Source organism: Chryseobacterium sp., from assembly GCF_008831505.1.
In the GTDB taxonomy this organism is placed as follows: domain Bacteria; phylum Bacteroidota; class Bacteroidia; order Flavobacteriales; family Weeksellaceae; genus Marnyiella.
This window is the reverse complement of the sequence record NZ_CP044507.1, coordinates 2,641,558-2,661,133: the sequence shown is the minus strand read 5'-3', so window position 1 is coordinate 2,661,133 and position 19,576 is coordinate 2,641,558. Positions and strand designations below refer to the sequence as shown.

The following is a 19,576-nucleotide window of genomic DNA, read 5'->3' as shown; positions in this document are numbered from 1 at the left end:
CATTCGTAAATTTTTACATTAATTTCTGAAGTGTCTTGTGAAGAAGGTGGGTGGGCAGTCCCATAATGGTGTAAAAACTGCCTTCAATCCTTGAAATCTTCGCCATTCCCACCCATTCCTGGATTCCGTAGCTGCCGGCTTTATCCATCGGTTGATAGCGGTCTACATACATGGTAGCTTCCTCTTCGGTAATTGTATCAAAAAATACATTTGCCACATCAACCTCAGTAATCGATGTTTTTCCGCTGCGTACGGTGATGGCCGTATAAACCTGATGCATTTTTCCCGAAAGGCTTTGCAACATCACGAGGGCCTCTTCCCTGCTTCGCGGTTTGCCCAGCACCTGTCTGTCCAGTACCACCACGGTATCGGCAGTGATCAGTATCTCGTCTGCACCAACGGCGGCAAAACTTTTTGCTTTAAGTTCCGAGAGGAAGGGCGCTACCTGATCAGCTGGTAAATCTTCAGGATATAATTCGTCGCAGTCCGCAGTTACCACCTCGAATTCATAACCCAGCTGTGTCATCAGTTCCTTCCTTCTGGCTGAACCGGATGCCAGCAATATCTTTTTCTTCATTCTAAACGCTTTGTGTATCGTCCTCGGTCCACTTGCCCTGCACTTTCATCACCTGCTCTATGACATCACGTACTGCTCCCTTCCCTCCTTCTACCGGAGAAATGTAATGGCAAATCTCTTTTACTTCAGGAACTGCATTTTTAGGACAGGCGGAAATCCTGGCCGGTTCCAAAATCCTTATATCAGGAATATCATCGCCCATTACCAGTATTTCGTCATCGGAAAGTGAGTATTTTGTTTTAAAATGTTCATAATCTACAGTTTTGTCAGGAGATTTGGCGTAATAATCCTGTATCCCAAGGTAGTGAATCCGGTGCTTTACATCAGGATCATTTCCGCCTGTGATTACACCAATAAGATAATTCGCCTTTCTGGCCTTCACCACTGCATAGCCGTCCAGCACGCTCATCACGCGGCACATATGTCCGCCCGGCATCAGGTATACCGAACCGTCTGTGAAAACTCCATCAACATCAAACACAAAAGCCCTGATATGCTTCAGGTTTTCTTTATAACTCATACATTTCTTTAATTGATTTATTCATGATTCTGTAAAGTTCCAGCGGAGTGCCTTCCAGAAGTTCTTCATGGAGTTTAAGGACACGTGTGTCATTGCGTACCGCGGGACCGGTCTGTGCCGCGCGGGGTTCCATAAAGGAAATCTTCTCTACGGTTTCTTCAATAAGTGGTTTAAAATAGTCAAAGGGAATATCCTGACTATCCGCGATTTCCTTTCCCCGGCTAAACAGATGATTTACAAAATTACAGGCAAAGACAGCCGTAAGATGCACATACTTTCTTTTTTCAAAGGTGCTGGACATCACATTTTGGGAAATCTTCCCGGCAAGTTCAGCCAGCAGCCTTTCATCTGCCGCATTTTCAGTTTCAATAAAAAAAGGAATTGAGCTGAAATCCGGACGTTTTGCTTTGCTGAAGGTCTGCAGAGGGTAAAAGGCCGCCTTCCGGTAATTTCCGTGTAAAACTTCCAGAGGCAGAGAGCCCGAGGTATGAGCTACGATACAGTTACTTTTCCGGATTATTTTTGAAACTTCTCCCACTGCATGGTCACTTACAGCGATCAGATACAGATCAGCGTCCTCAAGTTCAGTGGTGGAAACCGGAATGTTGTAGTTAGTGCTGATTTCTGCCAGAGCCGACTTATTTCTTCCGAAAACCTGACGGACTGGAATCCGGCATTCAGTGAACATACCTGCAAGATGGTATGCTACATTGCCGCTGCCTATGATTACAATGTTCATTTAACAAATATAAGCCTTTAGGCGTTTGGACTAAAAATTGACACATTAATTTAACTTTTAATTATATTTACCATCCAAACCCCGAAGTACCCCATGAAGCCTATAGACGCAGAAATTATTGCGATGATGAAGGAGGAACGAAACCAGGAAAAAGGTCTTCGTAAACTCATGGATACCTATCAAAGCCGTCTGTACTGGCATATACGCCGTATGATTGTGGATCATGATTTGGCTCAGGATGTGCTTCAAGATACCTTCATAAAGGTTTATCAGAATTTTCATCAGTTTAAGCAGGATAGCCAACTGTATACCTGGCTGTACCGCATCGCCACCAACGAAGCGCTCCAACAGTTAAACAGGATGAAGAAGATGCAGAAGTCTGATGAAGACCCGGATTACCACCTGATGAACCTTGTGGCCGATAATGTAGGTGCAGGCGGAGATGAGATACAGATCCTCCTCCAGAAAGCGATTCATACATTACCCGAAAAGCAGAAGCTGGTATTTATGATGAGGTATTATGATGATTTGCCTTATGAAGAAATTTCACAGATTGTGGACATGTCCGTAGGCACACTAAAAACCAATTATCATTATGCCAAACAGAAAATTGAAGAATTTATAAAAACAAATTACGAAACGTAATTTACCACAAATGAAAGATTTAGATATTGAAAAACTAACCCGTGAGAATATTTATTCCACACCACCTGATTTCTTCAGTGAGATGCAGAGTAATGTTCTGAACGCGGTTCGGGAAAAGGAAAAGGTGCAGGTACTGCCCGCTGCAGGAAAATCGCGCAACAGAGCATGGTATGCCGCTGCGGCAGCTGTGGCGGTCATTCTGGGCGGTACATTTGTTTATAATGCCGGAGGTGACTCAGAAAAAGCAGTGGCCAGCAATCCGGAGGTTCAGGAGCAAAACATGTCTGCCGCCGCAGCGCCGGCATCTGTGGAGTCTAAGGAAATTCATGCAGCAGCAGATAATTACACTGTCCTTGCGGAAGATTTAACCTTAGCTGAAAATGAGTATCAAACAAACAGACAACCCGAAACAAAGACTGTAATGAAGCCTTCAAAGGCGATTATGGCAACAGGGGTCGGAGCAGATGCAAGAATGGATATGATTCTTGATGAATTCAGTGCGGAAGATATTGCGGCTTTGTCCATGAATGCAGAGCAGGATGTGTATCTTGATTTATATAACTAATATCTATCCGGGAGAAATGAAAAAAGTGAATAGTATCTTAACGCTTGTGGCCATCTTCCTGATTGGGACGGTGCACGGCCAGGAAATTAAAGACTGGCGGAACCTTAAGCCGGAGCAGCGGAAAGAGCTGATAAGCAAGATGAAGCCGGAAGAGAAGCAGGAACTGCTACAGCAGTTCAGGGAAAATATGATGATGGAAGAACTGGACATTCCTGCGGATAAGAAAAATGAATTCCGTGCTCTGTACAGTGAGTACCAGGAAAGTCAGAAACAGATAAAAGAAAGATTTAAGGCCAGCCGGAATTTTGAAGGTTTGAACGACCGCGATGCGAAGCAGGAACTTGATAAAAGTTTTGAACTTGGCGAGCAGCTTATGAACAACCGCCGTAAGTATTCGGAAAAGTTCCAGAAAATACTGAAGCCCCAACAGATTCTAGAAATGTTTCAGAACGAAGGGATGATGCGGAATAAGATATTGGAAAGAAAAAACGATAACCAGAATAGAGCGTCACCCCGGGGCGGGTCGGCGAGACCTCAGGAACGCGGCAGAACTCTGCACCCGACACCAGGAAATGCGGCTCCCAGAAATAGTAACAACAACGGGTTCAGAACCCAGAGCAGACGACCATAATAGTTTATTTTTTTAATGTTTGGACGACCTTTGCAATGTATTTTGTGAAGGTCGTTTTATTTTAGTTAATATACAATTTTTTAACCTGCTGAAGGCTTCCATCGGCTGATGATACAACTTCAATTTGTTGAGGATGTGCTCATTTTTCTGAAAAAAAATCGGTCAGAATTCCCTATTTTTGCAAATACTTACGACATTAAATGAAAAACATACGCAATTTTTGCATCATTGCACATATAGACCACGGTAAATCCACTCTGGCCGACAGGCTTCTGGAGTATACCAATACCGTAACCCAAAGAGAACTGCAGTCCCAGACCCTGGACGATATGGATCTTGAGAAGGAGCGCGGAATTACCATAAAGTCCCACGCCATTCAGATGGATTATGAGCTGGACGGCGAAAAATATGTGCTGAATCTCATAGACACACCCGGCCACGTAGATTTTTCCTACGAAGTGTCGCGTTCAATAGCTGCTTGCGAAGGTGCACTGCTTATCGTTGATGCGGCGCAAAGTGTTCAGGCTCAAACCATCAGTAACCTTTACCTGGCGCTTGAAAACGATCTGACCATTATCCCGATTCTGAACAAAATTGACTTGCCTTCAGCAAATCCGGAAGAGGTCACCGACGAGATAATGGAACTTATAAGCTGTGAATATGAAGATGTACTGCGTGTCTCCGGTAAAACCGGGGAAGGTGTACGCGAACTGCTGGAGCAGATCGTAAAGAGAGTGCCGGCGCCGGTAGGCGACGAAAACGCGCCACTCCAGGCTCTTGTATTCGACTCCGTGTACAATCCTTTCCGCGGTATTGAAGCCTACTTCAAAGTGGTGAACGGCAGCATTAAAAAAGGTCAGCGCATTAAGTTTATGGCTACCGGCAAGATGTATGAGGCTGATGAGGTGGGTACACTGAAACTGAAACAGGCACCCAAAACTGAAATAAAGACCGGTGATGTGGGTTACATCATTTCCGGAATCAAGGACGCCCGCGAAGTGAAAGTAGGCGATACGATCACTTCATTTGAGAATGGTGCTGAAGCTGCCATAGAAGGTTTTGAAGAGGTAAAACCAATGGTATTTGCGGGTATCTATCCGATTGAAGCCGAGGATTTTGAGGAACTCAGGTTTTCACTGGAAAAACTTCGTCTCAACGATGCTTCCCTGGTTTTCGAACCCGAAAGTTCGGCGGCACTTGGCTTCGGTTTCCGGTGCGGATTCCTTGGCATGCTGCACATGGAAATTGTACAGGAAAGGCTGGACCGCGAGTTCAATATGGACGTCATCACTACCGTGCCAAACGTTTCCTACCATGGTTATACCAAGAAGGATCCGGAAAAGATGATCCTCATCAATAACCCCTCCGAAATGATGGACCCTATGACCATGGACAGGGTAGAAGAGCCCTATATCAAGGCGTCAATCATTACCAAATCAGACTTTGTGGGGCCCGTAATGACGCTTTGTATCGAAAAGCGTGGCGAAATCGTAAATCAAAGCTACCTGACAGCTGACCGGGTGGAGCTTACCTTCAATATGCCGCTGGCCGAAGTGGTGTTCGATTTCTACGACAGGCTGAAATCCATTTCAAAAGGCTATGCCTCCTTTGACTATCACCCAATCGGTTTCCGTGCCTCCAAGCTGGTGAAAATGGATATCCTGATTAACGGCGATATGGTGGATGCACTTTCGTCCCTGATTCATGACAGTAACGCTTTCTATATAGGGAAAAGGATGTGTGAAAAACTCCGAGAACTTATCCCGAGACAGCAGTTCGATATTGCCGTTCAGGCGGCGCTGGGTGCCAAAGTTATTGCCCGGGAAACCATCAAGGCCCTGAGAAAGGACGTTACCGCAAAATGTTATGGCGGAGATATTTCCCGTAAGCGTAAACTTCTTGAAAAGCAGAAAGAAGGTAAGAAAAAGATGAAGCAGATCGGTAGGGTAGAGGTACCTCAGTCCGCATTCATGGCAGTACTGAAACTGAATGATTAAAATGATTTGGGCGCTTTTTCCGCCCTCCACTCCCGCTTTTTTTTTCTTAAGAAAAAAGAGCTCCGTTCCAGTCAGAGCGCGGGGTCACCTTCGTAAATAGCGGACTGTTATAAAACGAAATTCCTGATCCTTTCAGGAATTTTTTATTTTTGATTAAACATAATAAAATGAAGAAAATTTTCATTTTGCTGGTTCTGGGCTTTACCGTTCTGAAAGCGCAGCAAGTGCAAACACCTTACGAACAGGGTAATGGCAACCAAACCACTACCTACGGGGAAATGAAGGCCTATTACGAGGCTCTGGACAAGGAATTTGAGACCATCTCAGTGGAAAATTTTGGACAGGATGATAATGGCGAACCCATCAGGGTGGTGGTGTTCACGCCTTCAAGTAACAAAAACCTTCCGGTACTTCTCATCAACAACGGTATTCATCCCGGAGAACCCGATGGTATTGACGCTACAATGATGCTTATGCGGGACCTTGCCACAGCAAAGATCCAGTCAAAAAATTTAAAAGTGGCGGCGGTGCAGTGCTATAATATTTCAGGTATGCAGCGTCGCGGAAAGTTCAGCCGCGTCAATCAGAACGGTCCGGAAGAGTACGGTTTCCGCGGGAATGCCCGCAATTATGACCTGAACCGGGATTTCATTAAGAATGATACAGATAATGCCAAAGCATTCCAGCAGATCTTCCATCACTACAAACCTATTTACTTCATTGACAATCATGTAAGTAACGGTGCCGATTACCAATATCTGTTCACCTATATTTCTTCGAATAAAGAAAGACTGGGTAAGACGTTAGGAAATTATCTCCATACCAAAATGCAGCCTGTTTTAATGCAGCAACTTGAAACCAGAGGAATTCTGACTACCCCTTACGTCAACATTCACGGCCAAGCACCGGACAAAGGTTTTCCCGCTTTTATGGACTCGCCGCGGTATGCCACAGGTTATACCGCACTGTTCAATACAATGGGTACCGTGGCAGAAACACATATGTTAAAGCCTTATGCGGATCGGGTTAAGGCAACCTATGAATATATGCTGAGCTCGCTGGAATATGTGGGTAAAAACCGTTCGGAAATCCAGAAGAAGATGGCTGAAAGTGCCGCGGAGCTAATTCCGGAAAAGAAGTATACACTTCGCTGGAAACTTAACGAAAATAAGCACAGACTGCTCGATTTCAAAGGATATGAAGCCCGGCAAAAGAGAAGTGCCGTTTCGGGAACACCCCGCCTGTATTACGACAGAACCAAGCCATTCAACCGGAAAGTGAAATTCTTTGACGAATACAGTTCCGAACTTCAGGTTACTGTCCCAAGGTATTACGTGGTACCCAAATCTGAAAGAACAGTTATTGAACATCTTAATAGAAACAGGATACAGATGCGGGAATTGCACAATGACTCTACAGTAATGGTCGAAATGTATACGATTGTAGATTTTCAGACCGTCACGAGTCCTTACGAAGGCCATTATCTGCATTACGATACCCAAACGAAATCTGAGTTTAAGAACACCAAATTAAACAAAGGTGATTTTTTGGTACCCGGCGCGCAGGAAGGAGTGAAATATCTTCTGGAGACGCTGGAACCCGCGGCCACCGATTCCTTTTTTAACTGGAACTTCTTTGATGCCATTTTGGGACAAAAGGAGTATTTTTCCGATTATGTTTTCGAAGATACCGCGGCAGAACTGTTAAGCAATGATACCGTTCTGAAAACGGCATTTGAAATGGAGAAGGTCATCAACCCAAAATTTGCCAAAGACCCCCGCGCGCAGTTGGACTGGATTTACAAACGATCACCGTATTTTGAGCAGACCGTAAACCGCTATCCTATTTTCCGTTTGCCTTAGCTCACAGATTTTCATTAAATTCATTTTATGAACTGTAAAATCCTGCTGAGTGTACTGTGTCTGTTTTACGTAAGCAGCCTCATATTAATGTCAGCGGTTAACTATACACCTGCGGAAGAAACCGCAATTGTACTTCAGATTATTGTGGAACTTTTTACGATACCGATAATTTTGGCTGTAGTGGCACAGGCAGTTATCTACGGAATTCTCTGTTTCAGGAAAGGGAAGGTCAGGAGGGCAAGATTTTTGGCCCCACTGATAATCAATCTGATTAGTCTGCTCATCATGATTGTTGCCACACTCGCCGGAATTTAGAGAGATCTCTTCGGACGGTTTTTTTTAAGTGCATACTCTGCATTAGCGATGGCGCGTTTTTCCTTCCAGTCCATGTATCTCTTTTTGAAGAGGCGTTTCATCAGATTATCGAAGTTTCGCTGAACAGTTAAGTTGATAAGGGAACGCGCCTTTACAGCCAGCGATCTGTCCCAGGCCCGCAGTGAAATGGAGAAACTTCCGTCCAGATACTTCATCCAGTGCCAGTAGCCCGTAGGCATAAAAAGGGTGTCACCGTGCTCCAGGTAGCATTCTATACCCTCTACGCCGTTCAGTGCCGGAAATTTTTCCAGATCCGGGTTAGAAATGTCGAAATCCTCCATGGCATAGGTCGCAAACGGCATTTTGTACAGCCTTTTCTTCCATTTATTCTCAAAAAGTAAAATATGTTTACGGCCGTTAAAATGCGTATGGAAAATATGCGCCAGGTCTATATCGTAATGGAGGAAGGTTACGGAACCTTTACCCCCAAAGAACATGTTTGGGTATTTATCCAGAAAGCCGCCCATAAGCTCTTTTGGAGCGATAAAATCACGCTGAAGTTCAGGAGACGCTTTAATAGGGTCAAAAAGGAATATACGGAGATCAGTAGGTTTTTCTTTAATGAGATCCAGATATTTCCCAAACCGCATTTTTGTGGCCGGAGCATTGATGGGCGCCGCGGGATCTGCTTTGGAGGAGTCATGCAGTGGTACCTCAATATCACCAATGGTTTCTTTCAGATAATCCAGCGTCCATTTTTGATAAGCGGGCCAGTTGCGGGCCATATTGCGTATGACAACAGGTTTTCTGGGCTTGAGGTACTTGGTATAAAATTCCTCTTTAGTGATGTCTTCCACTACATCTATCGGCTTATATATAATGCCCATTTCTTATATTTTGACGGCTAAATTATTAATTTATTTGGCTGGCCACTTACATTTATGCGCATGCCTCTTTGTGACATTCCCACCAACCGGCTGCAGGGAGATGTAACAACTCGTCAAAATCCATTACTAATGGCTTAAAGCTAATTTATGAAAACAAAATTCTTCTTTTTCCTGCTGCTGTGCTGCTCAGTAATCACTTTTGCACAAAAAACCATTACCGGCAAAGTTAAGAACTCGGAAGGTGATGCAGTTCCAAGTGCCAGCGTAACCATAGAGGAAAAAGGGAAGGATGCCATCATTGCCTATGCCATTACCAATAGTAAGGGGGAGTATAAAGTTACTTTTACTTCGGCAGATTCCAATGTGGACCTGAAGATCAAAGCTTTCAATCACAAGCCGGTTACACAGAGCGTACAGAATACCACCCAGAACCTGGACTTTACCTTAAGCGCTGAAGCCACAGAAATTGAGGAGATACAGCTTAAAACCCGCCTTATTACCAAGCGGGGCGACACCATTTCCTATGACATTCAATCCTTCGACACCAAAAATGACCGTACTTTAGCTGATGTTCTTAAAAGAATGCCGGGCATAGAGGTGAATAAAGACGGCTCCATTCTTTATCAGGGGCAGCCACTGTCCAAATTTTATGTGAACGGCAAGGACCTGATGGAAGGAGGTTACGGTGTAGTAAACAATGCGCTTCCTAAAGATGCGGTACAGAAAGTTGAGGTGCTGGAGAATCACCAGCCTGTAAAAATACTTCAGGATAAAGTACCGTCTGATCAGGCGGCCATTAATATTAAACTGAAAAAACAGGTTACGATGACGGGGCGTGGTGAAGTAGGAGTCGGAATATCCGATCCTGCCATCTGGAATGTAAAGCTGACCCCGATGTTCTTCGGTCAGAAAAACCAGTGGGTGGTAAACTACAAAACCAATAACACAGGGGAAACCGTGGAAAATGAAGGAAATATGTTCGCCATGGGCAACCGTTGGGAAGGTCGCCGCAGCAATGCCTCGCAAAACAGCTGGCTGGGTGTGGAGCGCGCCTCTGTGCCTAATTTACCGGAAAAGAGATATCTGATGAACAATATCCACTTCCTGAGTGCCAACCTGCTTACGACACCTTTTAAAAATAAAGAATGGGAACTTAAGGCAAATGCCAGTTATGTAAACAACGCTGTAGAACGGGAATCTTATGAGGAAACCTTTTTTAAAAAGGAGAACTTCACCGAAGTTAGTGTAAGGGACAATAACCTCTATACAAATAAGGCTAAAGGTGAACTTATCTTCACGAAAAATGCCAAGCAGGGATTCTTTAAAAATGTAACCAGCTTTAACCAGTTCTGGAATGAAGACCGTGCCGCAATCAGTTTACAGAACTCACTTGATAACGCACTTAACAAGGATTCCCGCCAGTCCCTGAGTTCGCCTACATCGTCATTTCAGAACTCACTGAGCACCATCATCCCGCTGAAATCCAAAATGCTTAATGTAATGTCATACATCAGCTATCAGGACGATAATCAGCTTTTGAGGGTGGCACCTGGCAACTACGTATTTTATCCTGAAGAGATTTCAGGTCCCGGTAATATACCGGTCGTACAGAATCTGTTTGGAGATTTTGCCACAGTTACTCAGGACTTTGGTATGAAAACTCTTGAAGCCAATCATTCCGCCACAATGGGATTCACCAAAAAATTCTGGACCTTCACGCCGGAAATCGGTTTCAATTATACCAGCAACAACCTGGATTCTGAAATTCTGGAACTTGCCAATTCAGCCTCCAGCCAGCGACGCGAAGAATTCACCAATGACCTGCGTTTTAGCCGGGCGGTGCCATATGTTGGGCTGGGTGTTAACTATAAATCCGAGGCCTGGACGGTCGGAATCCAGTTGCCGGTTAATTACAATATGATCCGGGCTGAAGATGCAGCACGTATGGTAGACAAAAGTTTTAACCGGACAACATTTGAACCTTCCGGCTTTGTACAGTACTCCTTTGCCTCCTTTTGGAAAGCTGCTGTAAGCGGTAACTGGAATTACAATTTTGCGGCCATAGATGATTTATACGCGGGAATCCTGATGTCGCGCCCTACCTCTTTTTCAGCAATGAACGCTGCAAATCCTCTTTCCGAAACAGAATCAAAACGCGTGGGTTCACGTTTGGAATACCGAAACCCTTTAAATAACCTTTTCTTCAATGTGAATTACAGCCTTTCGCAAACGGACCGTAATCTGATTGCTGATGTGAACAGGGGGTTTGGATTGGGAATCATCAGTTATATTGAACAGGATAACCGGACGGTAACCAATTCCCAAAGTGCAGAAATAGGGAAATACTTTCCAAAATTCAAATCGAACCTGTCCCTGTCTTTCCGAAATTCTGCTTCTACCTCCGACAATGCACGGGGTGGCCAGATCTTTGAGAATAAAAACTCAACTCAGAACCTTACCTTTAAACTTAACAATGCTTATTTCTCCTGGATGACGCTGGATTATAATTTCACCACCGGGTGGGGTAAAAACCGCAGCAGCATTGGAGATTCAGAGACTGACAGCTTTAACCATAATCTGGCTCTTACGCTTTATCCGGTGGAAAACCATTCCGTAACCCTAAACTGGGACCAGCTTAACTACTCCAGCGGGGCGCAGAATTTTAAAAACGGCTTTTACGACCTGACCTATCAGTATGCCTGGACCGCAAAAAAAATTGATTTTGAACTGAAATGGCTTAATATCGCAAACAAAAAGGTTTTTGAAAGGGTTTTTGATGATGCTTTCACTTATTCCTTTGAACAGATCAGGATTCGTCCGAGCCAGGTGATGGTTGCTGTTAAGTTCAACTTTAAATAACACCTATCTCATGAGAACGCTTACCCTTTTCCTGCTTCTTGTCTCGGTAATGACTTCGGCACAGCTCAATAGGTTTATCTACGAATATTCCTTCCGGGCCGACTCTACCAGGAGGGACAGCCTCAGGACCGAATGGATGTATCTGGACGTGGACGAGAAAGCATCAAAATACTACAGCAAAACAGCATTTGATGCGGATTCCATTATGAACGACAATTTGAAGAAACAGCTGGCTGCAGGAATGGGTAATATTTCCATTTCCAGACAGAATTATGGTGATGCGGTGAGGTATAAAGTGGAGAAAAGTCATCCGTCCTATAAGACTTTTTTAATTACCGAAATAGGCAATCAAAGTTACAGGGTTACAGAAGACCGCGCAATCAATTGGAAAATCAGTTCAGAAAATAAACAGATTGGGGAATTCAAAGCACAAAAAGCCACAACCCAATTTGCAGGCCGAACGTGGACGGCATGGTTTACCCCCGAAATTCCCATTCAGGAAGGACCCTATAAATTTCATGGATTGCCCGGACTTATAGTTGCCGTGGAAGATGCTACAGGAAGTCACAGAATGGAACTTAAGGCAGTGAAGAAAGTAGCGGCACTTCAACAGGAAATTTTGGATACCAAAGGCCGGGAAATTCCGCTGCTGGCCCGCCAACCCCTTGATGTAAGCCGCGCTCAGTATGTGAAACAGCTTAAGCAGTACGAAAACGATCCTGTACAGGGCATGCGTGAAATGCTGAACCGGCCTAATTCCACAGTTAAAATTAATGTGAATGGAACAGAATTCACTGATCCAAAGGATATTTTAAAGGTGATGGAGAAAAGCGCACGCGAACGCTTGGCATCCAATAATAACAAAATTGAGCTGCAACCTTAAAAAAAAGCCCGCGCAGGGCTTTTTTTCGTTTAAAAGGTTTCATGATCTGCACTTGGTCCGTAACTTCCCGGTAGCGGAATTTCAAGCAAACGGTAGTATACACCCAGTTGAGCGCGGTGGTGCGTAATTTGGTTCAGGGCATGCCGTATGGCTTCATATTTACTGAATTTGGCAATCAGCTCGTCACCCATACTCATGCTCCAGCTGCCTTCCAGATCTTCTTCATCCATGCTGTTCAATGTGGTTATGCTTTTTTCATATTCGGTTTCAAACAGTTGCTCAAGTCCAGCTTTGTCCGTCAGGACTGCAGGCTTATAATCTCCTGAAGCAAAATCCAGATTATCTGTAGTCATCATAAAATGCGGCCAGCCGAATATTTCAGCCAAATGAGTAGCCAGCGGCATCATCTTCATGCTTTTTTCGTGAGGCGCAAAATCATTTTTGCCGTCCGGAAATAGGGACAGAAATTTTTTTGTAGTCTCATACTCCTGCTTTAACTCATTTCTTAGGTTAGGTAAGGTTTCCATAAGTTTTTTGCTTAAAGTTAAAAATTCTGAAGCGAAAGAGTTTACTTTCTTTTATGATTTAATTTGTAACATTTGGCCAGTCTGCTACACTAATAAAGAAACATTGTGAAATGAAGAGATTATTCAGCTTATTTTTGGTAACCGCATTCTTTGCGCTTAACGCTCAGCAGACCGCCAACCGCTTTTTCTATGAACTGACCTTCAAACCGAAGAAGGATTCAACTCGTACAGAGAAAGTTATGACAGCTCTTGATATAGTAGCAGATAAATCCATCTATCAGGATTTTACCGTACCGGCACAGGATTCACTGATTAAGCTGGAAGTGGAGGCAATGGAGAAGAGTGGTGCCTGGAAAGACATTACCAAGTCCATCCGTATGCCCAAGTTTACCCATAAGGTACAGAAAACTTATCCGGACATGAAGGTTACCTATTCTGACCAGATCAGCATGAAGAGATTTGGCTACGAAGAAACTGCCAAACTGAACTGGACCATTTTGCCTGAAAAGGAGAAAGTGGGTGAGTACAATACTCAGAAAGCAACAACAGAGATGGGTGGGCGTAAATGGACTGCCTGGTTTACGACAGAGTTACCTTTCACAGACGGGCCTTATAAATTTGCGGGCCTACCGGGACTGATTGTAAAGGTGGAGGACAGTAAGAAGGATTACAGCTGGACACTAAAAGGAAACAAAAAAGTAAACAACTGGGAAGAACTTTCCTACGCCGAAAAGCTGAACTCCAAGTATGGAATGAGTCAGAATGTGGTGCTTGTGGCCAGAGATAAATTCGAGAAATCGCTTGAGAACTTTAAAGCAGATCCTATGGCAGAGATGCGTCCTTATATGACTCCTGAGATGATGGGCCGCAAGATGCCGGGCTCAGACAAAACTATTGGTGAATTCATTAAAGATCAGGAAAAGTTTGCCAAGGATTTCTATGGTTCAAACAACAATCCAATTGAGATTCCGGCCACTGGCGGAAAGAAAAAATAACATATTAACTTCATTATAATTGGAAAGTCCGGTACACTCGTAAGCCGGGCTTTTTTTTTGATTACAAGTCGCCTCAAGCATGCAATCCTTATTTAGATTAAATTTAAATAACGTATATTTGCACCAAAATTTACAGGCTTGAAAAACGATCTTTCCAACAAACTTTGCTGCTTCCCGCGTAAGACCTCCGGGAAGATTGTGGAATATGATAATGAGCATCTGGAGATGCCCGGTAAAATCATTGAAATGGGACTTTTGCCCGGAACTGTTTTCCGCATTTTGTACCAGGCACCCTTCCGCGGTCCACTGTATGTAGAGTTTGGAGAGGAAAAAAGCCGGATTGCACTTCGCCAGGAAGAGGCACGCTTCATAATTGTGGAATCCCTTACAGACTGAAATGCAAACTCCCCCAGAAAAGAAACAGGTCCTGCTCGTTGGTAATCCCAACGTAGGTAAATCAACAATATTTAATGCCCTGTGTAACCGTCAGCAAAAAACAGGTAATTACGCGGGTGTGACCGTAGCCAGCCACTCAGGAAACTACATCTTTGAAGGCGAGGAAATAGAGGTGATAGATCTGCCCGGCTCTTACAGCATTTATCCCAGTTCCGAAGATGAAGCTATTTTTGCCAAGTTCCTGATAGACGAAATCCAAAATTATTCCGGTGTAATCTATATCCTGGATGCCATGAATGTGAAGCGCGGTCTTTTGCTCTTCCGGCAGATTCAGGATTTGGGCGTACCCCTTCTCATGGTGGCAAACCAACTGGATGAAGCCGAAAGACGCGGCATTGCCATCAATTTTGAGGTACTTGCTCAGGAACTGGATGTGAAGATACTGCAAACCAATGCTAAAGAGAAGCATGGTATTGACGAACTACGGGAGGCTATCTACCGCAATGAATTTAAGGTAACCCATTCTGCCTCCTTTGAAATTCCGCTGGAACAGCGCGAAACCGTTAAGAGAATTGCGGCACAAACCACAGAAAAAAATGAGTACAAGGTCTGGACTCTGCTTTCCTCGGGAACCTATATGGGCAAACTGGACTCGGTGCACGAGCAACTGAATCTCAGCGAAGACAAATGCATAGTCCCCAAACGGCTGCAGACACAGGAAACCATCCGCCGCTATCAAAGCATTGATAAAACCGTTGCAAAAGTACTTTCCGAAAAACCTCAGCTAAAAGAATTTCTTACAGAAAAACTCGACGCTGTGCTGGTTCACCGCTTTTGGGGTTATGTATTCTTTACAGCTATATTGCTGCTCATCTTCCAGATGGTCTTCTTCATGGCTGAATATCCCATGAACTGGATCGACAGCGGTTTCGCCTGGCTCTCCGAAACTGTAGCCGGCCTTCTTCCGGAAGGACCCCTGAACAGCCTTCTGGCCGAGGGCATCATTCCGGGCCTCGGAGGAATTGTCATATTTGCACCACAGATAGGAATATTGCTGTACTTCCTGTATTTGCTGGAAGATTCCGGTTATATGGCCAGGGTAATTTTCCTTATGGACCGCTTCCTAAAGCCATTTGGGTTGAATGGGAAAAGTATTGTTCCGCTGGTTTCCGGGGTTGCCTGTGCTATTCCGGCTATTATGAGCACACGGAATATTGAAAATGTAAAGGAACGGCTTATTACGATTTTGGTTACGCCTTTCATGACCTGTGCGGCCAGACTGCCGGTGTACAGTATCATCATTGCGCTGGTCATTCCAGAAGGCAACTTACTGGGCATTGATTACAGAGCGATCGCACTACTGGCCATGTACCTTCTCGGGTTTGTGGCAGCACTTCTATCCGCTATTGTTTTGAAAAAGATGATCAGGCAAAAAAGTAAGACTTTTCTGATTATGGACCTGCCGCTTTATAAGATGCCTCTCTTTGGCTATGATTTTCGGCTGGTGCTGGGCAAAGTTTGGGACTTTATAACAGGTGCAGGTAAAATAATACTTGCTGTAAGCATGATACTCTGGGTGATCAGTTATCTGGGACCGGCCCGGAACGAAGGTGAAATAGTTGCCACCGATGTGCATCTGGATCATTCCTACCTTACCAAAGTAGGGCAGGCCATAGAACCGGTGTTTGAACCTTTGGGCTATGACTGGAAAATGGGTGTATCTATTATTACCAGTTTTGCGGCACGTGAAGTGTTTGTTGGGACAATGAGTATGCTGTACAGCATGGACGATGATACCGAAGAAAAAAAGATTATTGATAAGATGCGAAACGATGTACGGCCCAACGGTGAACCGATCTTCACACTGGCTACCGGAATCTCGATTCTTCTATACTATGCCTTTGCCATGCAGTGTATCTCTACCATTGCAGTGGTATACCGCGAAACAAAGAGCTGGAGGTGGACCTTGATCCAAACTGTAGCTATGACCGGCCTGGCTTACATTGTGGCATTTATTGCATATCAGATTTTAAAATAATATAATGGAAACCACTTTGCTCATACAGTATATTATTATTGCAGTCCTGCTGGTTGCGGCCTGCATTTATATCGTTAATGTATTCCGCAGGAAGTTCGGCATGCGAAGTAAGGAAAGGAAGGAAAACAGCTGCGACTCCGATTGTGGATGCGGATAATCATGTCGGTTATAGGATTTGACGCGGAAAGTGACTCATTGCCTGTGGAAAACTGCGGCCTTTTATTCCCTGTGGAATTCCTATTTTTGCAAAGAACTTAAAAACACAGATTAATGTCCTTGATTAAAAGCATTTCCGGTATCAGAGGTACCATTGGAGGTAAGGTAAATGACAATCTTACACCTGTTGATGTCGTAAAATTTACAGCTGCTTTCGGGACGCTGCTCCAGCGTTCTCACAACCGAAAAGACCTTACGCTGGTCATCGGCCGCGATGCGCGTATTTCCGGTGCCATGGTAAATTCCCTGGTTACGGCTACGCTTCAGGGACTGGGAATACATGTAGTGGACCTGGGACTGTCCACAACACCTACGGTGGAGGTAATGGTTCCTGAGCTGCAGGCGCAGGGCGGAATTATCCTTACAGCCTCGCACAACCCCAAGCAGTGGAACGCTCTGAAACTGCTCAATGCGAAAGGCGAATTTATTAATGCTGATGAAGGGGCAAAAGTACTGAAGATCGCCGAAGAAGAGGATTTTGAGTTTGCTGAGGTGGATGATCTTGGAAAATATGAAGGCCGGGAAGATGCTTTTGACATCCATATACAGAAGATTTTGGCATTGCCAATGGTTGATGCGCAGGCAGTGCAGGCCAGGAAATATAAAGTCGTGCTGGATGCGGTGAACTCAACTGGGGGCATTTCTCTTCCACCGCTATTGGAAAAATTAGGATGTGAGGTCATAAAACTTTACTGTGAACCAAACGGACAGTTCCCGCACAATCCTGAGCCCTTAAAGGAGCACCTGACAGATATCTGCGAGCTTGTTATCAAGGAAAAAGCAGATCTGGGAATTGTAGTCGATCCCGACGTAGACCGGCTGGCATTAATCGATGAGAACGGGGAAATGTTTGGTGAAGAATACACCCTGGTTGCCGTTGCCGATTACCTGCTGAAGCATACTCAGGGAGTGGCGGTTTCCAACCTTTCCTCAAGCCGCGCGCTTAGGGATGTGGCAATGACCCACGACTCACAGTATTTTGCGAGTGCCGTTGGTGAGGTTAATGTGGTGAACCTGATGAAGGAGAAAAACGCGGTGATTGGTGGTGAAGGAAATGGCGGAATCATCTACCCGGACCTGCATTACGGCAGGGATTCTCTGGTAGGTGCAGCGCTGTTCCTTACGCATCTTGCGAAAGAGGGTAAGACGGTTTCAGAACTCCGTGCCGGCTATCCTGCCTACTTCATGGGCAAGAAGAAAATTGAACTTACCCCCGGCATAGATGTGGACGCACTTTTAACAAAGATGGAAAAAGAGTATCAAAATGAAGAGGTTTCCGTGGTAGATGGTGTTAAAATTGATTTTAAAGAAAATTGGGTGCACCTTAGGAAGTCCAATACAGAACCTATTATCCGTATCTATACGGAAGCGAAATCCCAGGAAGAAGCTGACCGTTTAGGAGATGAGATGATAGCAAAGATCAAAACGCTGATCTAAGGTCAGCAGTGATAAGTATAATTAAATGTTCAGTCAAAGTTTGGAACCCGGTTTCATACATTGGTTGGACTGCACATAAAATAAGTGGAAGAATTTTTTGAAAACGAACTTGCAAAAAAGTTCGAAGATATGATAGAGAATAATGATGAGTATTACTTCGACAGTGAGGAGCTGGAAGATATCATTATATACTATCTGGAACTTGGTGATATCTCCTACGCAGAGCAGGCCGTGAATTTTGGTCTGAAACTGCATCCCAATTCCATTGAGATTAAAACCAAGCAGCTGGAGGTTCTTTTGGAACTTGAAGATTACAGTACCGCCCGCCGTTTAATTGCTGAGCTTTCTGAATCCTGTATGGACAGTACGGATTTTCTGGTGTGCTGTGCCAAATATTATTCTAACCTGGGGAATCCCAGAAGAGCAATTGAATATTGTGAGAAGGCTTTGAAACTGGAAGAGGAGCAGAATTTCCTCCATAACTTCATTGCCGATGAACATGTAAATCTGCAGGATCCCTTCAGCGCACTGAAGCATTATAAACTTGCCCTAACTTTTGATCCTAACGACGAGTATTCTTTTGAAAACTGTCTGGTCTGCCTGAACGAACTCAAGAAATATGAGGAGGCTGTGGAATTTATGAATTCCTACCTGGACCGTTTTCCCTTCTCGGAAACTGCCTGGTATGAGTATGGCCAGTTTTTCTTTAACCGGAAGAATTATGAGGAGGCAATTAAAGCTTTTGACTATCTGCTTGCGATCAACTCGGGTTCGGTTAATGTTTACGGAAACAAAGCTGCCTGTCTTGAAGCGTTAGGGAAGTATGATGAAGCCATCAAAGTATATCAGGAAATGCTTGAAGTTGAGTTTACGAAAGCCTTCACCTATTATAAAATCGGTCTCTGCTACCGTGAGCTTAAACAGCCTGTACAGGCGCTTGCTGCCTTTCAGAAATCCATGGTGGAAGATCCGCAGTTCTATCAGTCAATGATGGAGCAAAGTTATATTTATGAAGAAATGGGCGGAATGAAGGAAGCGCTGCATTTTGCAAAGGAAGCCACAGCACTGAATGAGAATAATCTTGATTATCAGAAAAGAATGGCTTTCCTTTATATTGAATCGGGAAGGTTTGAAGAAAGCCTTAATTGCCTGAAGAAACTGGTGACCCAGGAACCCGAAAGGTTTTATAACTGGTATGCATATTCAGAGGTTTTAATGCTGTTGGGTGAATACGAGGAGGCCATTACACTTTTGGACAGGGCTGTTTTGAAACATCAAAGGGCTGAGCTTTACTATCAGCGAAGCAACTGCCGGTTTCATCTGAATGATGAGAAATCCGGCCGTGCAGACCTGGAGAAAGCGCTTGAACTGGATGAATCCATTGCAGAGGATATGCTTCAGAAGTACCCGTTTATGAAAGATGAGGTAAAAAAGGTGAAAGCCAGAAAGAAATAGATGAGGACTCATGAAAGGGCAGATTTTATATC

Annotated in this window: 19 protein-coding genes; 14 read left to right on the top strand and 5 right to left on the bottom strand. The window is 44.3% G+C overall.

Annotation, left to right across the window (positions count from 1 at the left end; genetic code table 11):
• Positions 1–13: 13 nt before the first annotated feature.
• From F7R58_RS12500 to F7R58_RS12490, 3 genes are read right to left on the bottom strand one after another with little or no spacing between them, the layout of a single operon-like run.
• Positions 14–577, bottom strand: a complete 564-nt coding sequence (locus F7R58_RS12500) for a Maf family protein (RefSeq protein ID WP_158065266.1) — start codon at positions 575–577, stop codon at positions 14–16.
• Position 578: 1 nt separating this feature from the next.
• On the bottom strand, positions 579–1,097 hold the full coding sequence (locus F7R58_RS12495; protein ID WP_158065264.1) for a KdsC family phosphatase: 519 nt from the start codon (positions 1,095–1,097) through the stop codon (positions 579–581).
• The gene (locus F7R58_RS12490) at positions 1,087–1,836 is read right to left on the bottom strand and encodes a Rossmann-like and DUF2520 domain-containing protein (RefSeq protein ID WP_158065262.1); all 750 of its coding nucleotides are present in this window, start codon (positions 1,834–1,836) and stop codon (positions 1,087–1,089) included. Before F7R58_RS12490 ends, F7R58_RS12495 begins: the two co-directional genes overlap by 11 nt.
• 93 nt (positions 1,837–1,929) lie before the next feature.
• On the opposite strand from F7R58_RS12490, the gene F7R58_RS12485 reads away from it, so the two are divergent.
• The 6 genes from F7R58_RS12485 to F7R58_RS12460 all read left to right on the top strand — a co-directional run bounded on the left by F7R58_RS12485 (position 1,930) and on the right by F7R58_RS12460 (position 7,851).
• Entirely contained in the window at positions 1,930–2,481 is a 552-nt protein-coding gene (locus F7R58_RS12485; RefSeq protein WP_158065261.1) for an RNA polymerase sigma factor, read from the top strand.
• A 10-nt stretch (positions 2,482–2,491) separates the two neighbouring features.
• The gene (locus tag F7R58_RS12480) at positions 2,492–3,046 is read left to right on the top strand and encodes a hypothetical protein (RefSeq protein ID WP_158065259.1); all 555 of its coding nucleotides are present in this window, start codon (positions 2,492–2,494) and stop codon (positions 3,044–3,046) included.
• A 16-nt stretch (positions 3,047–3,062) separates the two neighbouring features.
• Positions 3,063–3,677, top strand: a complete 615-nt coding sequence (locus F7R58_RS12475; RefSeq protein WP_158065257.1) for a hypothetical protein — start codon at positions 3,063–3,065, stop codon at positions 3,675–3,677.
• Positions 3,678–3,877: 200 nt separating this feature from the next.
• Complete coding sequence (gene lepA, locus F7R58_RS12470; protein ID WP_158065255.1) at positions 3,878–5,674, top strand: translation elongation factor 4; 1,797 nt, start codon at positions 3,878–3,880, stop codon at positions 5,672–5,674.
• A 167-nt stretch (positions 5,675–5,841) separates the two neighbouring features.
• Complete coding sequence (locus F7R58_RS12465) at positions 5,842–7,536, top strand: M14 family metallopeptidase (RefSeq protein ID WP_158065253.1); 1,695 nt, start codon at positions 5,842–5,844, stop codon at positions 7,534–7,536.
• 27 nt (positions 7,537–7,563) lie between these two features.
• A complete protein-coding gene (locus tag F7R58_RS12460) occupies positions 7,564–7,851 on the top strand; it encodes a hypothetical protein (RefSeq protein ID WP_158065252.1) in 288 nt (95 codons plus the stop codon).
• On the opposite strand, the gene F7R58_RS12455 is transcribed toward F7R58_RS12460, so the two are convergent.
• Entirely contained in the window at positions 7,848–8,738 is an 891-nt protein-coding gene (locus tag F7R58_RS12455; RefSeq protein WP_158065250.1) for a cupin-like domain-containing protein, read from the bottom strand. The genes F7R58_RS12460 and F7R58_RS12455 overlap by 4 nt on opposite strands.
• 147 nt (positions 8,739–8,885) lie before the next feature.
• Between F7R58_RS12455 and F7R58_RS12450 the strand changes: the two genes are divergently transcribed.
• Together F7R58_RS12450 and F7R58_RS12445 are read left to right on the top strand one after the other, a co-directional pair.
• Positions 8,886–11,597: a carboxypeptidase regulatory-like domain-containing protein gene (locus tag F7R58_RS12450; protein WP_158065248.1), complete on the top strand. Its 2,712-nt coding sequence runs from the start codon at positions 8,886–8,888 to the stop codon at positions 11,595–11,597.
• A gap of 10 nt (positions 11,598–11,607) precedes the next feature.
• On the top strand, positions 11,608–12,480 hold the full coding sequence (locus F7R58_RS12445; RefSeq protein WP_158065246.1) for a GLPGLI family protein: 873 nt from the start codon (positions 11,608–11,610) through the stop codon (positions 12,478–12,480).
• Positions 12,481–12,509: 29 nt separating this feature from the next.
• Here the strand turns inward: F7R58_RS12445 and F7R58_RS12440 are convergent, their stop codons facing one another.
• A complete protein-coding gene (locus F7R58_RS12440) occupies positions 12,510–13,007 on the bottom strand; it encodes a DinB family protein (protein ID WP_158065244.1) in 498 nt (165 codons plus the stop codon).
• Between the two features lie 110 nt (positions 13,008–13,117).
• Between F7R58_RS12440 and F7R58_RS12435 the strand changes: the two genes are divergently transcribed.
• The 6 genes from F7R58_RS12435 (at position 13,118) to F7R58_RS12410 (ending at position 19,544) form a co-directional block, all read left to right on the top strand.
• Positions 13,118–14,002, top strand: coding sequence for a GLPGLI family protein (locus F7R58_RS12435; protein WP_158065242.1), 885 nt, complete (start codon positions 13,118–13,120; stop codon positions 14,000–14,002).
• A gap of 138 nt (positions 14,003–14,140) precedes the next feature.
• Positions 14,141–14,398 (top strand): ferrous iron transport protein A, encoded by a 258-nt coding sequence (locus F7R58_RS12430; RefSeq protein WP_158065240.1) that lies wholly within the window; start codon positions 14,141–14,143, stop codon positions 14,396–14,398.
• Position 14,399: 1 nt separating this feature from the next.
• Positions 14,400–16,436 (top strand): ferrous iron transport protein B, encoded by a 2,037-nt coding sequence (gene feoB / locus F7R58_RS12425; protein ID WP_158065238.1) that lies wholly within the window; start codon positions 14,400–14,402, stop codon positions 16,434–16,436.
• A 4-nt stretch (positions 16,437–16,440) separates the two neighbouring features.
• Positions 16,441–16,593, top strand: a complete 153-nt coding sequence (locus F7R58_RS12420) for a FeoB-associated Cys-rich membrane protein (RefSeq protein ID WP_229723820.1) — start codon at positions 16,441–16,443, stop codon at positions 16,591–16,593.
• A 113-nt stretch (positions 16,594–16,706) separates the two neighbouring features.
• Positions 16,707–18,089 (top strand): phosphoglucosamine mutase, encoded by a 1,383-nt coding sequence (gene glmM / locus F7R58_RS12415; protein ID WP_158065236.1) that lies wholly within the window; start codon positions 16,707–16,709, stop codon positions 18,087–18,089.
• Between the two features lie 84 nt (positions 18,090–18,173).
• Positions 18,174–19,544: a tetratricopeptide repeat protein gene (locus F7R58_RS12410; RefSeq protein ID WP_158065234.1), complete on the top strand. Its 1,371-nt coding sequence runs from the start codon at positions 18,174–18,176 to the stop codon at positions 19,542–19,544.
• Positions 19,545–19,576 lie beyond the last annotated feature (32 nt).